15 protein-coding genes are annotated in these 16599 nt (G+C 61.4%); 7 read left to right on the top strand and 8 right to left on the bottom strand.

Annotated elements, in window-relative coordinates; translation table 11 throughout:
- Positions 1–126 precede the first annotated feature (126 nt).
- Positions 127–2163: a methyl-accepting chemotaxis protein gene (locus Q8O35_RS08285; protein WP_305572171.1), complete on the top strand. Its 2037-nt coding sequence runs from the start codon at positions 127–129 to the stop codon at positions 2161–2163.
- Positions 2164–2330: 167 nt separating this feature from the next.
- Here Q8O35_RS08285 and Q8O35_RS08290 read toward each other — a convergent pair whose 3' ends face one another.
- From Q8O35_RS08290 to Q8O35_RS08325, 8 genes are read right to left on the bottom strand one after another with little or no spacing between them, the layout of a single operon-like run.
- Entirely contained in the window at positions 2331–2858 is a 528-nt protein-coding gene (locus Q8O35_RS08290) for a single-stranded DNA-binding protein (RefSeq protein WP_305572172.1), read from the bottom strand.
- A 55-nt stretch (positions 2859–2913) separates the two neighbouring features.
- Complete coding sequence (locus tag Q8O35_RS08295) at positions 2914–3279, bottom strand: hypothetical protein (RefSeq protein WP_305572173.1); 366 nt, start codon at positions 3277–3279, stop codon at positions 2914–2916.
- A gap of 2 nt (positions 3280–3281) precedes the next feature.
- Complete coding sequence (locus Q8O35_RS08300) at positions 3282–3932, bottom strand: biotin attachment protein (protein ID WP_305572174.1); 651 nt, start codon at positions 3930–3932, stop codon at positions 3282–3284.
- A 22-nt stretch (positions 3933–3954) separates the two neighbouring features.
- Positions 3955–6195, bottom strand: coding sequence for an acetyl-CoA carboxylase carboxyl transferase subunit alpha/beta (locus tag Q8O35_RS08305; protein WP_305572175.1), 2241 nt, complete (start codon positions 6193–6195; stop codon positions 3955–3957).
- Between the two features lie 15 nt (positions 6196–6210).
- On the bottom strand, positions 6211–7674 hold the full coding sequence (locus tag Q8O35_RS08310) for a biotin carboxylase N-terminal domain-containing protein (RefSeq protein WP_371133114.1): 1464 nt from the start codon (positions 7672–7674) through the stop codon (positions 6211–6213).
- Positions 7667–8050 carry a PilZ domain-containing protein gene (locus Q8O35_RS08315; RefSeq protein WP_305572177.1) on the bottom strand — a complete coding sequence of 128 codons (384 nt, stop codon included), beginning with the start codon at positions 8048–8050 and terminating at the stop codon, positions 7667–7669. The genes Q8O35_RS08310 and Q8O35_RS08315 overlap by 8 nt, the downstream gene beginning before the upstream one ends.
- A 57-nt stretch (positions 8051–8107) precedes the next feature.
- Positions 8108–8842 (bottom strand): flagellar motor protein MotB, encoded by a 735-nt coding sequence (locus tag Q8O35_RS08320; RefSeq protein WP_305572178.1) that lies wholly within the window; start codon positions 8840–8842, stop codon positions 8108–8110.
- A gap of 3 nt (positions 8843–8845) precedes the next feature.
- A complete protein-coding gene (locus Q8O35_RS08325; protein WP_305572179.1) occupies positions 8846–9592 on the bottom strand; it encodes a motility protein A in 747 nt (248 codons plus the stop codon).
- Positions 9593–9679: 87 nt separating this feature from the next.
- Between Q8O35_RS08325 and Q8O35_RS08330 the strand changes: the two genes are divergently transcribed.
- From Q8O35_RS08330 to nadB, 6 genes are all read left to right on the top strand, one after another.
- Entirely contained in the window at positions 9680–10531 is an 852-nt protein-coding gene (locus Q8O35_RS08330; RefSeq protein WP_371133111.1) for a purine-nucleoside phosphorylase, read from the top strand.
- Positions 10532–10616: 85 nt separating this feature from the next.
- Positions 10617–11393, top strand: coding sequence for a FlgO family outer membrane protein (locus Q8O35_RS08335; protein WP_305572181.1), 777 nt, complete (start codon positions 10617–10619; stop codon positions 11391–11393).
- 171 nt (positions 11394–11564) lie between these two features.
- Positions 11565–12701 carry a hypothetical protein gene (locus Q8O35_RS08340; RefSeq protein ID WP_305572182.1) on the top strand — a complete coding sequence of 379 codons (1137 nt, stop codon included), beginning with the start codon at positions 11565–11567 and terminating at the stop codon, positions 12699–12701.
- Positions 12702–12865: 164 nt separating this feature from the next.
- Complete coding sequence (nadC, locus tag Q8O35_RS08345) at positions 12866–13741, top strand: carboxylating nicotinate-nucleotide diphosphorylase (protein WP_305572183.1); 876 nt, start codon at positions 12866–12868, stop codon at positions 13739–13741.
- A gap of 37 nt (positions 13742–13778) precedes the next feature.
- Positions 13779–14819, top strand: coding sequence for a quinolinate synthase NadA (gene nadA, locus Q8O35_RS08350; RefSeq protein ID WP_305572195.1), 1041 nt, complete (start codon positions 13779–13781; stop codon positions 14817–14819).
- A gap of 46 nt (positions 14820–14865) precedes the next feature.
- On the top strand, positions 14866–16458 hold the full coding sequence (gene nadB, locus Q8O35_RS08355) for an L-aspartate oxidase (RefSeq protein ID WP_305572184.1): 1593 nt from the start codon (positions 14866–14868) through the stop codon (positions 16456–16458).
- The last annotated feature ends 141 nt before the right edge of the window (positions 16459–16599 follow it).

A 16599-nucleotide genomic window follows, 5' to 3' on the forward strand; every position in this document is an offset into this window, starting at 1 on the left:
TCCCCGGAATTAATATTGATTCTGGCTGTGCTACATGCTAACTTTTCATAGTTTCCCTTTTTACGATGTCACGTCGAGTATTGCGTTCACAAATAGCCCTGTAGCCCACTAGTCTTTGGAGGAATTATGAAGTTAGGACTGCGCTCCAAACTATTGATTCCCGCTTTAAGCGCCGTCATCATCTGTATGGCCATGGCAGGCTACTTTTCCGCAAAGAGAGCCTCCGACGAGTTGTGGTCTGAGCTTATCAATGCTTCAAGCGTTCTTGCAAAGAATCTTGCGGACAACGTCGGCACCTTCGCCGGTGACGTGCGCGCAGCAGTTGTGCTACAATCACACAATTCAATGCTAATCCGTGCGGTTACAACTCCAAACGCCGCGAACGTAGAAGACGCCCGTCAAGCCCTGGTGGACCTCGTCAAATTTGATCCTTCCATACAAGGCGTCAACGTGCTTGATACTTCGGGGGAAGTGCTGTTTGGCGATGACCCGAAGGCCAAGGGAAACTTCGCCGACCGCGACTACTTCAAAAAGGCCATCACGGGCGAAGCCAACATCTCAGAGCCAACCATGAGCCGCGTGACCAACAAGCCGGTGTTCATCGCCGCCGCGCCGCTCAAATCTGGCGGAAAAATCCTCGGCATCGTGTACGCCCGCGTGGACCTCGGACGTTTCTCGGAAGACATCGTGGCCCCGGTGAAGGTTGGGCAAAGCGGCTATGCCTACATGATCAGCAAGACCGGCGTGGTGTTCAGCCACCCTGACAAGAGCCTCCTGCTCAAGCTCAAGCTTGCCGAGACCGAATGGGGCAAGAAGCTCATCAGCGACGAAGCCGGGTCCATTAGCTACAATGAGGCCGGAGTTGCAAAGACCGCAGTATTCGCTCGTGACAAGACCACGGGATGGAGCGCGGTCATCACTGTCAGCAACCACGACATATCCAAGGCGTCCAGCAACGTCCGCAACGCCAGCATGCTCTTCGGCGCGCTAGGCATCGTGCTGGTCTGCGGAGCCATCGTTGTCATCCTGAATCACATGTTGCGCGCCCTGGCTGGCTGCGTGCTTTTCTCCGAAACAGTCGCGTCAGGAAATCTCGACCACAAACTGGATGTTGAACGCAGCGACGAACTGGGCCGACTCGCGGACTCGTTGCGCAAGATGGTCGGCAGCCTCCGCGAGATGATAGCAATGGCGCAGCAGAAAACCACAGAAGCCGAACAGCAAACGGAACTGGCAAGAAAAGCTACGGACGAAGCCGAGACAGCAAAAGCAGAGGCTGAGCAAGCCAAGCGTGCCGGCATGCTTCATGCCGCTCAGCAACTTGAAGGCATAGTAGAGATTGTAACCTCGGCCTCAACAGAGCTATCTTCCCAAATCGAGGAATCAAGCCACGGAGCCGAGACCCAAGCTGCCCGCGTGAGCGAGACGGCAACTGCCATGGAAGAAATGACGGCAACAGTCATTGAAGTCGCGAAGAACGCCAGCCAGGCGGCTGAAACAGCGGGTGGCGCTCGGACGAAGGCTCAACACGGCTCACAGATCGTCAGCAAGGTCGTGTCCAGCATGAGCGAAGTTCAGGTGCAGTCAAACCAACTGAAGGGCGACATGGCTCGCCTGGGCAAGCAGGCCGAGGACATTGGCCGCATCATGACGGTCATCACGGACATCGCCGACCAGACCAACCTGCTGGCCCTCAATGCCGCCATCGAGGCCGCCCGCGCCGGTGACGCCGGGCGCGGCTTCGCCGTAGTCGCCGACGAAGTGCGCAAACTGGCCGAGAAGACAATGGCGGCCACGAAGGAGGTGGGTGACGCCATCAGCGTCATCCAGCAGAGCACGCGGCTCAATGTGGAGAATGTCGACAAGTCGGTGCAGCTTATTGAGACCGCCACGGGCCTGGCTCAGGAGTCAGGCGTTGCGCTTGGTGAAATTGTCCATCTCGTCGATTCTGCATCAGATCAGGTACGCTCCATTGCAACCGCCAGCGAGGAGCAGTCAGCGGCCAGCGAAGAAATCAACCGCTCCATCGAGCAGGTCAACATCATCTCCGCCGAGACCTCGAAAGCCATGAACGAGGCGGCCAAGGCCGTAAGCGAACTGGCTGAGCAGTCGCTGAAGCTGAAGAGCCTCATCACCAAGCTGGAGCATGAGGGGCGGGGGTAAGAAAATCCCAAAATGGGCTGCGCAACGCTCGGATCTCCTCACGCCGACCACAAGCAAAAGGTCCGGTCTGTAACGCACAGACCGGACCTTTCATTTACCGCGATGCTTTGTGAAAAAGCGGCATCCTCAGCGAAGCCAGGGGACAACGCGCCCCATGAGATGATCGCTTAGAACGGCACGTCATCCATGCCGCTGGCCTCGGACGGGAACGCAGGACCAAGGTCCTCATCATCGTGGAACTGCGGCTTGCCGCCGCCCTGCTGCTGCTGGCCGCGCCCACCCTGAGGCGCCATGCCGCCCTGCGGACGCATGCCGCTGCTGCCCGTTCCAGCACCAGCGCCGCCGCCTTCGCCGCCTTGCTGGCGTCCGCCAAGGGACTGCACGCGGTTGGCGACGACCTCAGTGGAATAGCGGTCCTGGCCGTCCTTGTCCTGCCACTTGCGGGTCTGCAGGCGGCCTTCGATCATGACCAGCGCGCCCTTGCCAAGGTAGTTGCTGCAAAACTCGGCGTCTTTGCCCCAGGCCACGACAGTGTGCCATTCCGTGCGGTCGGTCCACTGGCCGGACTTGTCCTTGAAGCGCTCGCTGGTGGCCATGCGCAGGTTGGCCACGGGCTGACCGGACTGGGTGTAGGAAATTTTCGGATCCTGCCCAAGGTGTCCAACAAGAATTACTTTATTCAGGCTGCCAGCCATTTTTTCGCTCCTTGAAATATTTGGCGTTCAACGCACATGCGAAAGCACACGTCAATTAATCCTGCCCAGGCAGGCTCTTAAGCTTTCGCGCGTCCTGCTCGGCCTCGTCCAGGGCCTCTTCGATCTCGTCCGTTGCGGTGTTCGCCGCGCGGGCGTTCCATTCGGCAAGGGCTGCTGTCAGACGCTCGCGCGCTGCGGCTGCGCGGCGCAAAGAATCTCCCAGGGCATTCTGGGCAGGCTCTGGCAGCACGCCCATGTCCAGGCGGTCGGCCAGATTGTCCACCAGCTCAAGAACGCCCCGCTCCTGCTTCAACAACACAGGAGGGCTGAAGCCCAAAGCCACTAAACGCGGCCAGCGTTTCTCCACCTCAGCCGGATCAAAGGTCCAGGCCGAAACGCGGATTTGCAGGGTGCGGCCCACTGCTAGTCCTGCTCTTCCCACTCGCCCTGAACGCGGCTGACGACGTCCTGGATGAGGGACAGCTGGGATTCCTGGCACACGCCGATGAGCGGCTGGCCGCCGTCCACGTTGTCGCCCTGCTGGAAGTACACGGCGTAGATGATGCCTTCCGGACCGCTGTAGGCCAGCGGGGTCTCGCGCTTCATGCGGGAGACGATGAACATCTCCATGCCTTCGCGGGGCTTAACGGACTGTTCGCCGCCCGCCTTGATCTTGGCGTCGATCTCGGGAACGAAATAGTATTTTGCGCGCTCCGGGGCGCAGAACAGGTGCAGCGCCTTTTTCAAGATGCGGGCGATGACTTCTTCTTTGGACAAAAAGTGGCGGATGGTGATCAGGCGCTCTCCGGCCTCCACGAACTTGCCCTCAAAGTCGCTGGCGATGTCGGTCACCACGCCTTTCTGCGTGGCGCAGATGGGCTTTTTGTTCTTCTCGCGGGTCAGATTGGCGAGCAGCGTACCCGGCTTCTCGTTCCATTTACCGGTAGGGCCAAGAACCCGGTCGCCGGTATTGAGGCCCACGAACTGGACGATGCCGGTGTGCGGGGTTCTGACCTCGATCTCCTCATAGGGAGAAGCCTTCAGTTCCTCGAGCAATTCCTTGACGTTCAGCAAAGTCGGTTCCTCTTGTTCTTTTTCAACGGTAATAAAGGTTCCTGCCGCCCATGGTCAGCAAAGCCTGGTGCAGGTTCTTCTTCAAGTCGCGCCTGTCCCAGATACCCTGAATATGCCCGCGCGACAAGGCCGAGAAGGCGCGGTGATATTTCGGGGGCACATCGACGCCTGTGGTCTCGCGGATGACGCCCGGCCCGGCAAAGCCGATGTTGGAGGAGCGCACCGCAAACTGGTAGGGCGAGCAGCCCAGGAAGCTCGCCACCGGCCCGGCGTAGGAGTTGGTGTCGTACAACACCAAATACAGCCCGCCAGCATCAATATAGCGCCGCACAGCCATGGTCACCCGCGGCATTTGAATCACTCCGCAGGTGCCTTCCTGAATGCGGATGCCCGCAGTTCCGTGGGAGTACATGAAAAACGGCATGCGCTTGATGCGTGCGCGTTCCGCCGCGCGGATGAGCTTTTCGCCCTCGGCCGCGCCCACAGTGCCGCCCCGGAATGGGCTCACCAGCATGGCCACCACCGTGGCGATGCCCTCCAGCCGGGTCTCAAAGGTGATGCATGAACTGCCGAGCCCCGTGGCGCGCTTGGCCTCGTCGAGCTTCAGGCCGAAACCCTCATAGTTCAAAGGGTTGGCGGACTCAAGAGCGGAGTTGAACTCGTAGGCCTGGGCGAAGTCGAAAACGTTATAGAGATACCACTGGAATTCCATTGGAAAATGGTGGCCGCAGTGGGAGCACACACCTGCGAATTCGCCAAAGAGGTCCGGCGCCCAAAGATCCTGGCAACCGTGGCTGGCCGTGTTCGGGCAGGTGAGGGTGCGGTCCTCTTTGCTCTTAGGGCTCACATAGCCCCAAACGTCCTCAATGCGGCAGGCGCCTTCCTCCGGGCAAGACAAAGTAGTGAGGCGCTCCAAGGCTTCCGGCGGCACGCCGGTGCGCCCCATGCCGAGCCACGAGAAATGGCCGCCCACGCCCTGTCCCAGGGCCCGCAGCTCCGCCTCCAACTGCTCCAGCAGGCTCAATGTCCTGCGTTTGTAGCGCGCCAGCACATCGTGCCGCAGCAGGGAGTGCACGCGCCACAGGCCTCGCGCCAGGCCCGTCGCGAGGCGGATTCCCAAGGTGCGGTTATCGATGAAGGCCGTGCGGCTCATGGCCCGAAAACGCGTATAGCGAAGCTCCACCAGAGTGTTGCGGGCGCTTTGCCGCAGTTGCCAACGCACGAAGATGTCCTGGGGATCTGCGCTCCGCTTCTGGCGGCGGATGGCCAGGGCGCGCAATGGGCCAAGGCTCTGGGCCGAATGCACCACCTCGTCCGTGGCGCGGATGACCTCCCGCCGGAGCTGACGAAAGAACTCATAATGTTCAGGCCGAGCGCCAAGGGGCGGCTCCTGGATAATGCGGTCGATGAAGCCCAGGCGTAAATTGTCCTGGGCCGTGATCTTGAGGCGCTCGGCGCAGCGTTCGATGAGCTCCGGGGTTGCCTTGTCCTTGAGTCCACCCTCGATGGCCGCTGCGCCCTCCGGCGAGATGACGGAGTAGTAGCCGTGCGACAGCATGAGCCGCTTGTCGGCCAGGGCGATGGCCTCGGCGCCGCCGGACCCACCCTCGGAAAAGACGGCAATAACCGGAACCTTCAGACCCGCCATAACGTAGAGATTCTTAGCTATCTGCTGGGCCGCGCCGGGGTAGTCCTCCACCGGATAGGCTCCGGGGGTGAACACATAGGTGTGGATGGGTATATTCTCCACCTCGGCCACGCGCATATAATACAAGGCGTTGGCGTTGCCCCAGGGCTTGATGGACCCGCCATTGCGGAATTCCTGGCCGTGGCCTTTCTCCTGGCCGATGACCATCACCGGCTGGTGCACGGTCTTCTTGCCCATGCGCCGGGCGATGGTGGCCCGGGCGATGATGATGCCCGGATCAATGCTCCACTCGTCCTGCCCGCCGATCTCAGCGTAGTTGTCGTAGACGTTTTCCAGGATGTCCTTGAGGCTGATGCGCTGGGGGTGGCGCACGATGCGCACCCGGTCCATGGGGCACAGCTCACTTTCAAGCTTACCCTCCAGAAGCGAGAACAGCTCCTCCAGACGCGACACCTGGAGCTGGAGTTCACGCATGCCGTAGCCGGAAGCGTTGGTCAAAAACTCCTCAAGGCGATGCTTCAGGAGCGAGACAGACGAGTTTTCACGCGGGCCGAAGATGTCGCGGATATATGTCAGCCGCGCGGCCAACTGCTGGGTGCGTTTATCGATGTCCATTGCGTGCGCCTTGGCCTAGAAATGCAGGATGGTCTGGGTTCTGGAGAGAAGGAAGCCCAGGTTTGTGCGCAGGGGGGCGCCCGATGTGTCCGTGCCAGCAAGGGTAAGATTCTGCAGAAATTCTTCGCCGCGTGCGCGAGCCTGCCCCAGGTCCTGGCCCCAGACGATGGCCAGGGCTAGGTTTGGGTCGAAGTCCATGGGGATGTCGTAGGCAATGTCCGCGTCAACGGCTGTGGGCACCTGGGTAAACACCTGCAGCCAAGGTTCGGGCCGCCAGGCGAAGCGTTCGATGCGCCCCAGGCAGGGCGTGAAGCGGTCCGTCGGGTCCTCTGCGATGATGCGGTACTCGATGCCCACGCCCTCAAACCCAACGTCATCCTGCGTGTAGCCAAGGGGCTCACCCAGGCCCAGGCGGATCTGCTCCGAAATGATGTCCACGCCGTGCTTCGTGTCGGCCTGACAGCGACAACGCGAAATGACGCCAGACACCCCGTTTTCCACCTGGATGCGCGTGTTGACCTCCATGAGAAAAGGCTCGCCCTTTGGGGTCACGATCCACTCCCAGGTGCCAACGTTGTCGTAGCCCACGGCCTTGGCCATGTTCACGGAGTGCTGCGTGATGGAGTCGAGCACGTGGCTGGCGTCGAAGGCATAGGAAAGGCTCGCGGGATCAAATCCGGGCGCCACCTCAATGCGCTTCTGCCTGCCTAGGCTCTGCACCGAGCAGTTGCGCGTTCCGAAGTGCACAGCGTTCTTGCCGCCGCGCTCTGCCGCCACCTGCACTTCCAGATGGTTGAAGTCGAAAATGCGCTGCTCGATGAGAACGCCCTCGTCGCTCAGATTGCGCTTGGCGTAGTTGCGGATGCGCCGATACACGGAGCGGAAAGTGTCCAGGTCGTAGACTTCCTCGATGCCCATGCCGCCGCCGCCAGCGCTGGCCTTCACCAGCACGCAGCCCTCGGTGATGCCCTGGTCGTTTTGGAAGGCGAAAATGGCCTGGGCCAACTCCACAGCCTCCATCTCGTCAAAAATCGGCCTGTCTGAGCCTGGGATGGTGGGCACGGAGAGCGAGCGGGCGATGCGCTTGGTGTTGATCTTGTCGCCCAGATCTCGAATGACGCTCCACGAGGGGCCGATGAAGATCAGCGGGCGGTCGCGATTTTCCGTCCTGCGGGCGAAGCGGTAGTCCTCGGCAAAGAAGCCGTAACCGGGATGCACCGCCGTTGCCTGAGAGGCATCGGCCACGGCGAAGAGTTCGCTGGGGTCCTGGTAGGAGCGGATGCGAAAGAGGCTCTGCCCGCCGCCCAGTTCACGCGCCAAGCGCACATGGCCCGAGGCTGCATCCGCCTGGGTGTAAACGCAAACAAACTCGTGCCCCAGGCCAACGCAGGCCCGCAGGATCCGCATGGCGATTTCGCCGCGGTTGGCAATAAGAACTTTGTGTTGCGTCACTGCTGCCTTGGGCGAGGGGTTATTCAGCTTCGCGCTTGGCCTTGCGCAATTCAATGAGGCGTTTCTGGACTTCAAGCACCAGCTTGTCCAGCTTGATCTCCTGGCGGCGCTCCATGCTCTCGAAATTGCATCCGATGATGCCCTTGTCCAGCACGCGCATGACCTTCCCCTTCAGGTCGCCCAGAAAAAGCCGTTTGCTCAGAAGCAGGTCAAAGGAAAAGACCATGCCCGAACTGTAGCCGCGGGGGTTGTCCGCAAAGGCGAAGCCCGAGGCGCTGATGTCGCTCACAGGATAATCCTGGGGGCCGGAATTCGTGATAATGCGCACGTCAAGACCGGGCACACGGGTTCTGTATGCCTGGCGGAGCTTGTCGTCACCGTCCATCTTGATTTCAAAGTCCATGATCGTCCTCGCACACTTGCTGGCCTGTGCCGTGCCTAGGTCGGCATTGCCGCCAGTCTACTTCCCTGTAACACGTTTTTCCAGCACAAATTCCACCCTGCGGTTCTGAGCCCGGTATTCCTCGGAGGTATTGGGGAACAGCGGGTTCAAGTCCGCAAGGCCGGTTGACGTGAGGCGCTTGGGCTCAATGCCCATGTCCATGAGCAGCCGCAAAACGTTCACCGCGCGCATGGAAGAGACCTCCCAGTTGTCGCGGAAACGTCCCCCCGCGCCGGGCAGCCGGTCATCGGTATAGCCGCGGATGTTGATGGTCTGGTCCGGGTGCTGAATGAAAAAATCCTTCATGGCCTCAATGACCTCACGCCCCTTGGGGGTAAGGGTCACCTCGCCGGTGGCGAAAAGCACGTCGCCGGGAGCGCGGATGGTGATGATGCCATCCTCGAAGTTCGCGCCCACCAAGCCCTCCAGACCTTTCTTCGTCTGCAGGTACTTTACGTCGGAAAAAACCTTCTGCTGAGCAATCTGAATCTGTTTGTTCATCAACACCTGGTCCAAAATCACCCCGGCCTCTTCACGGCTGATGGTGCTGGTGGCCAGCTTGCTTTCCTTGCCGCTCAGAGCCTGGGTCACGGCCTGCAGGGCGTTGGAAACCTTCTGCGTGTCAGGCGTGCTCATGGCATAGAGCATAATGAAAAAGACCAGCATGAGCATGGTCAAATCCGAGAACGTCATCAACCATTCAACGGCGTCGCTTTCTTCCTCGTCTACGCGGCGTTCGTAATCTTCGGACATGGCTTACTTCCTCTCTCTGGGCGCCAGGAAGGATGAGAGCTTCTCATACACAAGCATGGGGTTGTTATTTTCAAGGATGGATTTCGCCCCCTCGAAAATAACCTCCAGTTGCAGCTCCTCCTGCATTGTGCGCGCCTTCAGCTTGGTTGCTATCGGCAGAAAGATGACCGTGGCCAGGACAGAACCGTAGAAGGTGGTGATGATGGCCACGGCCATAGCCGGGCCGATGGCCTTGGGATCGTTCAAGTTCGCCAGCATTTGCACCAGACCGATGAGGGTTCCGATCATGCCGAAGGACGGGGCAAGGCTGCCAAGGCGCTTGAAGACCTCCTCGCCCACCTTGTGGCGGCGCTTCATGGAGGTGATCTCAATGGTCAGGGTGCTGCGGATGAGGCTGGGGTCGGCGTTGTCGGCGATGAGCTGGCAGGCCTTTTTAAGCACCATGTTTTCGGTCTTCACATGCTCAAGGGCAATAAGGCCCTCGCGGCGGCTGATCTCCGCGATTTTGACCATGATGTTGACGACTTCGCGCACCTGCACCTTGCGCGAAGAGAAGGCCTTGAAGCCTGCGCCCAAAGCCTGCTTCACCTCTTCGAAAGGAAAGGCCACGAAGATGGTTCCGAAGGTGCCGCCAAAGACGATCATCACCGACGGAAGGTCCACAAACAGGTTCATTTCGCCGCCCATCATGATGGCGGCGACCACCAGGGCCAAACCGGAAATCAGTCCAAGTAGTGTTGCAAAATCCATATGGCGAGCCTACCCTGGCTTGTAAGATGACGTCCTGTTGCGCTATGAGGCGGACAGATGCTCCACGCTACAAACACAGGAACAAACGTGAATCACCAAGAGACCGTCAGCCACGCTAGCCGACTCATACGCGAAAAGTTAGGAAATGTTCAAGCAGGAACCTTGGGCCTCGTGCTCGGATCCGGGCTTACCCCCGTGGCCGATGCGATCACCGGAGCCGTAGACATCCCTTTCGCAGAAATCACTGGCCTGCCTCAGTCCGCCGTGGCCGGGCACGGAGGCTTCCTTCGCGCCGGGAGACTTTCCGGCAGGCCGGTGCTGGCCCTGTGCGGCCGCGTGCACCTCTACGAGGGCGCAAGCGCCGCCGAAACATGCCTGCCAGTGCGCACGCTGGGAGCCCTCGGCGTGGGCACGCTCATCATCACCAACGCCGCCGGAGCCCTGAATCCGCTGTTCAACGCAGGCAGCCTCATGCTCATCACCGACCACATCAACATGACCGGGCAGAACCCGCTCACAGGTCCGAACATCGACGCCTTCGGCCCGCGCTTCCCGGACATGGGCCGGGCCTGGTGCCCGGATCTCGTCGCCCTGGCGCGGCGGGAAGCCGTCGGCCTGGGCCTCCTGATGGAGCGCGGCGTCTACATGCAGATCCCCGGCCCCAGCCTGGAGACTCCCGCCGAGACAAGAGCTTATCGGCAGATGGGAGCGGATGCCATAGGGATGTCCACGGTCATGGAAGCAATCGCCGCGCGGCACATGGGCCTGCGCCTTTTGGGCATAAGCTGCCTGACCAACAAGAACATGCCCGACTGCATGGACCCCATCAGCCACGAGGCCGTGCTGGACATGGCCGGACGCACCGCAAAGCAGATGGCTCGGCTTTTGTCCGCTCTGGCCGCGAACCCTGCGCTGGACACGCCCTCCGGCGCGGCGTAAAGTTTTTCCTCAAAATGTACGATACGCATACAGGACACGGAGCGCCCACATTCATCCCAACCCGCGCTTCGCAGCGAAAGCAAACATGAACATGCAGCATCAACACAGAGCAGCCACAGCCCTCCTGGTCCTCCTGGCCGGGCTTCTGCTGTCTGGCTGCGGCGGCAGCACCTCGTACTATTCCGCCATGAAGCGCACCGTCGTGGACGCCAAAGACGACCTACTGAGCACGCGGCCCACCACTAGCGAGCTCTTCAAGGAAGACTCCACCCCGCTCATCGACATCAACTACGATGCGGCGGACATGATGATGGGCATGTTCATGCCCGCGTTGAACAAGAACTCGGCCATCTATGTGGAGCCCTTTGGCAACCGGATGGACATGAATGATCCCTCCCCCTTCGGCGGGCTCGTTTCTGAGCAGGTTGCCGCACGCTTGGCCCTGCGCAACTTCCTGGTCACGCTTGGCCCTCCGAAGAAACCCGCGCCGAAGTCCGCGCCAGAGACTGCTGACAGGCCGGAAGGGCTCGCCCTTTCCGGGCCGGAGGCCAAGGCTGCGGACAAGCGCACCTGGGAGGCCCATAATGAAGCGCGTCCAAGCCTGCTCTCTGGCACCTATCTCATCGCAGACAAGGTCATCTACATTTCCGCCCGGATAGTGGCCCTGGACGACGGCCAGGTGCTGGCCGCACACAGCTGGACAGTGCCCGTGAACCGCAACACCCGCGCGCTGCTGCCGCAACTCAAGCAAAACGGCGGAATGAAGCCTGCAGTGCGCACCAAGTTGAACGGCAATCCGCACAAGATCGCCAACCCCAGTGGTCAGCCCCAAAACTACGTGGGGCGTGACCTCGTCTATTAATGACCCCCGTCCTGCCTGAGTACACGAAGCTGAGCCCTTTGCCATTCCGCGCAGCCCGCTTGAAAACACGCGCACTTCACTGAGCCGTGCATATTCCTGTCCTTTGCCTGTTGCCGAGGGAGCTTTGGATGTACTAGAAGGCACTATCGCCTTCGCACCTAGGAGCCCCGGTTGCATCCCAAACACCACGCGCCTTCACTGTCAGCCCTCTGCGCCCTGCTGCTCGTCATCCTCCTTGGCGGCTGCGCAGGCGGACTGAGCTTCGGCCCCGGCAAGCTCGCGCCCTCGCGCATGGATTACAACCGGGCCATCCAGAGGTCGAACAACGAGGAAATGCTCCTGAACCTCGTGCGCATGAAGTATTTCGAACAGCCCTTGTTCCTGCAGGTGGGTTCGGTGGCCTCCAGCTTCAGCTTCAATATTGCCGGCGGCGTTTCCGCAACGCTGCCCGATCACCGCAGCCTGGAAAACGGCGTGTACAACACTTACACGCCCAACGTCAGCGGGCAGTACAGCGACTCCCCCACCGTCACCTACACCGCCTACCAGGGCCAGACATACGCCCAGCAATTCCTGGCCGAGATGGACTTCGACCGCTTCGTCATGCTCTACAAGGCTGGCTGGGACATAGAATATCTGATGCCCATCCTGTTCGTGCGCTTCGGCGCCATCGACCACGGCTACGACGCGAGGAACGGCTTCGCTGCGGAACAGCACAGCCGCTTCAAGAGCCTCACCGAAATCCTGGCCCGCATGGACGACCGCGGCGACCTGGACATCCTCAAGGTGAACCTGAGCGACAACTCCACTGCCACGGTCATGAGCATGGAATTCCACAACGCCACGGAGGCGGGCACTGTGCAAAGCCTGCTGGGCTACGACCTGCACGTTATGATGAACACCGCCGGACACTATTACTCCACCTTCCGGCTGGTGCCCACCAGCACCCTAGGGCACGCCCCAAAGGACGCCGACGGACTGCCAGCGGTGCCGCTGCGCCTGCGCAACTGCCTGCGCGCCATGGACTACGTGGCGCAGGGCGTGGAAGTGCCCAAAAACAACCTCGCCAGACGAATGGCCTTCGACATGCGGCAGCACTTCCTCAAGCTGTGCGACATTCGCGTCTCCGAAAGCGAGCCCCCCGAATCTTACCTGGCCGTGCGGCACGAGAAGCACTGGTACTACATCCGCACCGAGGACAACGTCTCAAAGGAAGTGTTCCAGCTCATTCTCAACATCTTCTCGCTGCAGTCAGCCGATCCCCCAAAGAGCGCGCCCGTGCTGACCCTGCCAGTGGGCGGAGGATAGGGATCAGCAAGGCCGTGCAGCGTGAAGCGGACTCATCCCGCTCCTTGAGCAGCCGCAAGCCTCAGACCTTGCTGCAAGTTGACTGGCGCTGTCCGGTCCTGTAGTTTGCAGCGCATCAATTCGCCCGCCCGGCGCGGGGTTCGAGCACCCAAAGGAACGCAACCATGTCCGCCACCGATTCTTTGTTCGACGATTTCTTCAAGGCCGAGGCCAAGCTGTTCCTGTTGGCCACCATCCGCATCGCCCTTTCCGAGGACGGCAAAGACCTGACCAGCGAAGGCATTTTCTCCGATGCCGACCTGGCCACAGGGCACATCATGTCAAAAGACAACGCGGTCATCGCCGGCCTGCCGCTCATCCCGCTGATTCTGGAATTCGCAGGCTGCGAGTTCCAGCACATCATCAACGTGGACGAGGGCGACCGCGTGGGCCCGGGCGCGCTCATCGCAGCCATTCAAGGCCCGGCGCGGCACCTGCTGCGCACAGAGCGCGTGATCCTGAACTATCTCTGCCACCTGTCCGGCATCGCCACACTCACGGCCAAGTACGTCGAGGCGCTCAAAGGCACCCGGACCACCCTTCTCGACACGCGCAAGACCCTGCCGGGGCTGCGCTACCCTGAGAAGTATGCGGTGCGTGTGGGCGGCGGGCAGAACCACCGACTGAATCTGGGCCAGATGCTCATGGTCAAGGACAACCACATCGATCGCGCCGGCGGCATCATCCCGGCTGTGGACAAGCTGCGCGCCGCCTATGGCGAGGACTGCCCGCCCATTGAGGTGGAGTGCCGCAGCTTTGACGAGGTGGACCAGGCCGTAGGCTGCAAAGTCAGCCGCATCATGCTCGACAACATGGACCTTGAGGAGTTGGGCTTGGCCTTGGCGCGCGTGCCTGCTGGCATCGAAACCGAGGTGAGCGGCGGCGTGACCCTGGAGAACATCGCAGCCATCGGCGCCATCGGCCCGGACTTCGTGTCCGTGGGCCGCCTCACCCACTCCGCCCCCGTGGCTGACCTGAGCATGCGCATCAGCGCCCTGTGAACGAAGGATCGTAAAACCTCACGTTTCAAGGACGGAGATACAGCACATGACTTCCGCAAATGAGCGCATTAAGGCCGTTCGCGCCCGCTACGGCAAACGCTTGGCCATATTGGGCCACCACTACCAGAACGACGCCATCATCCGCCACACGGACTTCCAGGGCGATTCATTGGAGCTTGCGCGCAAAATTGGCGGGCTCGAGGCCGAGCACGTGGTGTTCTGCGGCGTGTATTTCATGGCCGAATCCGCCGTGGCCCTGGCCCGGCCCGGACAGAAGATCCACATTCCCCATGCCGACGCCACCTGCCCCATGGCCGACATGGCCCCGGCCCAGCGCCTTGAGGATGTGCTCACCGAACTGCGCGAGCAAGGACGGCTAGTGATTCCCCTGGCCTACGTGAACTCCAGCGCCGAGGTGAAGGCCATCTGCGGCCTCTACGGCGGCAGCGTCTGCACCAGCGCAAACGCCAAGGTCATGCTCGACTGGGCCTTGCAGCAGGGAGATGCCGTGCTCTTTCTGCCAGACAAGCACCTGGGCAACAACACGGCGAATCTGCTAAACATTTCTTCCTCAGAACGTCTTCAGGTGGATATCCGCCCTGGCAGGCAGGTGGTGGACCCCAAGAAAGCAGCCTACGCCCGGCTCCTGCTCTGGCCCGGCTCCTGCGTCATCCACCACGCCATCAAGAAGCAGCACGTGGAGGAAATGCGCAAGGCCATGCCCGGCGTGCGCATCGTGGTGCACCCCGAATGCGCGCCCGCGGTTGTGCGCGCAGCAGACAGCGCAGGCTCCACCTCGCACATCATCCGCTACTGCGCAGAGGCCAAGCCCGGCGCCAAGATCGCCATCGGAACCGAAGTGAACCTGGTGCTGCGACTGGCCGAGCGCCACAAGGCCGAGGGCAAGATCATCGTGCCCCTCAAGACCATGCGCTGCACCAACATGGCCAAGACCACCGAGGAGCGCCTGGCTGACCTGCTGGACACCCTCGACAGCGCCACGCCCCTCTCCCTGCCTGCCGATGTCGCCGAGCACGCCCAGGTGGCCCTGACGCGCATGCTGGACATCTGTTCCTAGAGCGCCGCAAGACGCAGGCCGGACAAGCTCCGGCCGAAGGACCACCATGAACGAGTATCGCCTGAAGACCGATGTGCTGGTCATTGGCTCCGGCATCGCCGGTTCCCTCGCCGCGCTCAACCTGGCGGAGTCCGGGGCGGACGTGACCCTCATCACCTCGGGCGAGGACCTGTTCGCAGGCAACACGCGGCTGGCCCAAGGCGGCATCGTGTTTCATTCCGAGGACGACGATCCCGGCATTCTGGAAAAAGACATCATGACCGCCGGGTGGAAGCAGAACTACCTGCGGGCCGTGCGATACCTGTGTCACAAGGGGCCGAAAGTCCTTCAAAAGACACTCATCGACGCCTACCACGTGCCCTTCGCCCACCGCGACCCAGATTCCTGGTACTTCACGCGCGAGGGCGGCCACAGCGTTGCGCGCATCCTGTACGCCAAGGACCACACCGGCCTGACCATCATGGAGCAGCTCACCAAGGCCGTGAGCGATTGCCCCAACATCCGCGTGCTCACCAAGCGCACGGCCATCGACCTTTTGTCCACCCACCACCACGCCACACACCTGGACTTCAAGTACAACCTCGCAAATCAGTGCGTGGGGGCCTACGTGTTCAACGAAGCCCTCGGCCAGGTGGAGATCATTCTGGCGGACTTCACTGTGCTGGCCACTGGCGGGGCCGGGCGCATCTACCTGCATAGCACCAACTCGCGCGAGGCCATCGGGTCCGGGCTTTCCATGGCCCACCGTGCAGGCGCCAAGCTGCACAACATGGAATACGTGCAGTTCCACCCCACGGCCTTCTACCAGGGAGCAAGGCGCTTCGAGCGGCGGTTCCTCATCTCCGAGGCCGTGCGCGGCGAAGGGGCGCAACTGGTGAACTCCGCTGGCGAGCCCTTCATGGCGCGCTACGACCAGCGGGCCGACCTCGCCCCCCGCGACATCGTCACCCGCGCCATCATGGCCGAGATGCTGCGCACCGACGAGGATTGCGTGTACCTGGACACCACGCGCGGCATGCACGACAACGTGGCCGAACGCTTCCCCACCATCTACGGCAAGTGCCTGGAACATGGCGTGGACATGGCCAGATCGCCCATCCCGGTGGTCCCGGCTGCGCATTATTTTTGCGGCGGCATTCTGGTCGACACGCGAGGCCGCACCACCCTGGAGCGCCTGTATTCCGCCGGGGAGTGCACCTGCACCGGCGTGCACGGAGCCAACCGACTCGCCAGCACCTCGCTGCTCGAGGCCATGCTCTGGGGCCACAGCGCGGGCCAGGACATCTCCAAGCGCCTTGGCGCCAAGTGGCGGCTGTCCAAGAAACTCATCGACTCCATCCCGGAATGGCAGAACCCCGGCGACATCCACAACGAGGACCCGGCGCTCATCGCCCAGGACTGGGCCACCATCCGCAACACCATGTGGAACTACGTGGGCATCATCCGCTCCACCGCGCGCCTGCGCCGCGCCTTTGAAGACCTGCGCACGCTCTCCAAGAACATGCACGACTTCTACAAGCAGACGCCCATCAGCAAACCCATCATCGACCTGTTCCACGGCTGCCAGACGGCCTACGTGGTCACCCAGGCGGCCATGCGCAACAAGACCACAATGGGCTGCCACTACCGGGTGGATTAGCGGCAAGACTCTTTCAATTCACCGATATTGCGCATAATATGCCCGGCAAGGAGATCTTCCATGCCGGATAATGTCGCACGCCTGCTCAAAATGGCTGAAGCCGAGTTTCCCGACCTCACGGAACCTGAACGTGAGGTGGTG

Source organism: Humidesulfovibrio sp. (assembly GCF_030689645.1).
GTDB lineage: Bacteria > Desulfobacterota > Desulfovibrionia > Desulfovibrionales > Desulfovibrionaceae > Humidesulfovibrio.

What these genes read in the sequence shown, in the direction of transcription:
- Q8O35_RS08285 (WP_305572171.1), top strand. Translation starts at nt 127, where the DNA reads ATGAAGTTAGGACTGCGCTCCAAACTATTGATTCCCGCTTTAAGCGCC.
- Q8O35_RS08290 (WP_305572172.1), bottom strand. Translation starts at nt 2,858, where the DNA reads ATGGCTGGCAGCCTGAATAAAGTAATTCTTGTTGGACACCTTGGGCAG.
- Q8O35_RS08305 (WP_305572175.1), bottom strand. Translation starts at nt 6,195, where the DNA reads ATGGACATCGATAAACGCACCCAGCAGTTGGCCGCGCGGCTGACATAT.
- Q8O35_RS08315 (WP_305572177.1), bottom strand. Translation starts at nt 8,050, where the DNA reads ATGGACTTTGAAATCAAGATGGACGGTGACGACAAGCTCCGCCAGGCA.
- Q8O35_RS08320 (WP_305572178.1), bottom strand. Translation starts at nt 8,842, where the DNA reads ATGTCCGAAGATTACGAACGCCGCGTAGACGAGGAAGAAAGCGACGCC.
- Q8O35_RS08325 (WP_305572179.1), bottom strand. Translation starts at nt 9,592, where the DNA reads ATGGATTTTGCAACACTACTTGGACTGATTTCCGGTTTGGCCCTGGTG.
- Q8O35_RS08335 (WP_305572181.1), top strand. Translation starts at nt 10,617, where the DNA reads ATGAACATGCAGCATCAACACAGAGCAGCCACAGCCCTCCTGGTCCTC.
- nadC (WP_305572183.1), top strand. Translation starts at nt 12,866, where the DNA reads ATGTCCGCCACCGATTCTTTGTTCGACGATTTCTTCAAGGCCGAGGCC.
- nadB (WP_305572184.1), top strand. Translation starts at nt 14,866, where the DNA reads ATGAACGAGTATCGCCTGAAGACCGATGTGCTGGTCATTGGCTCCGGC.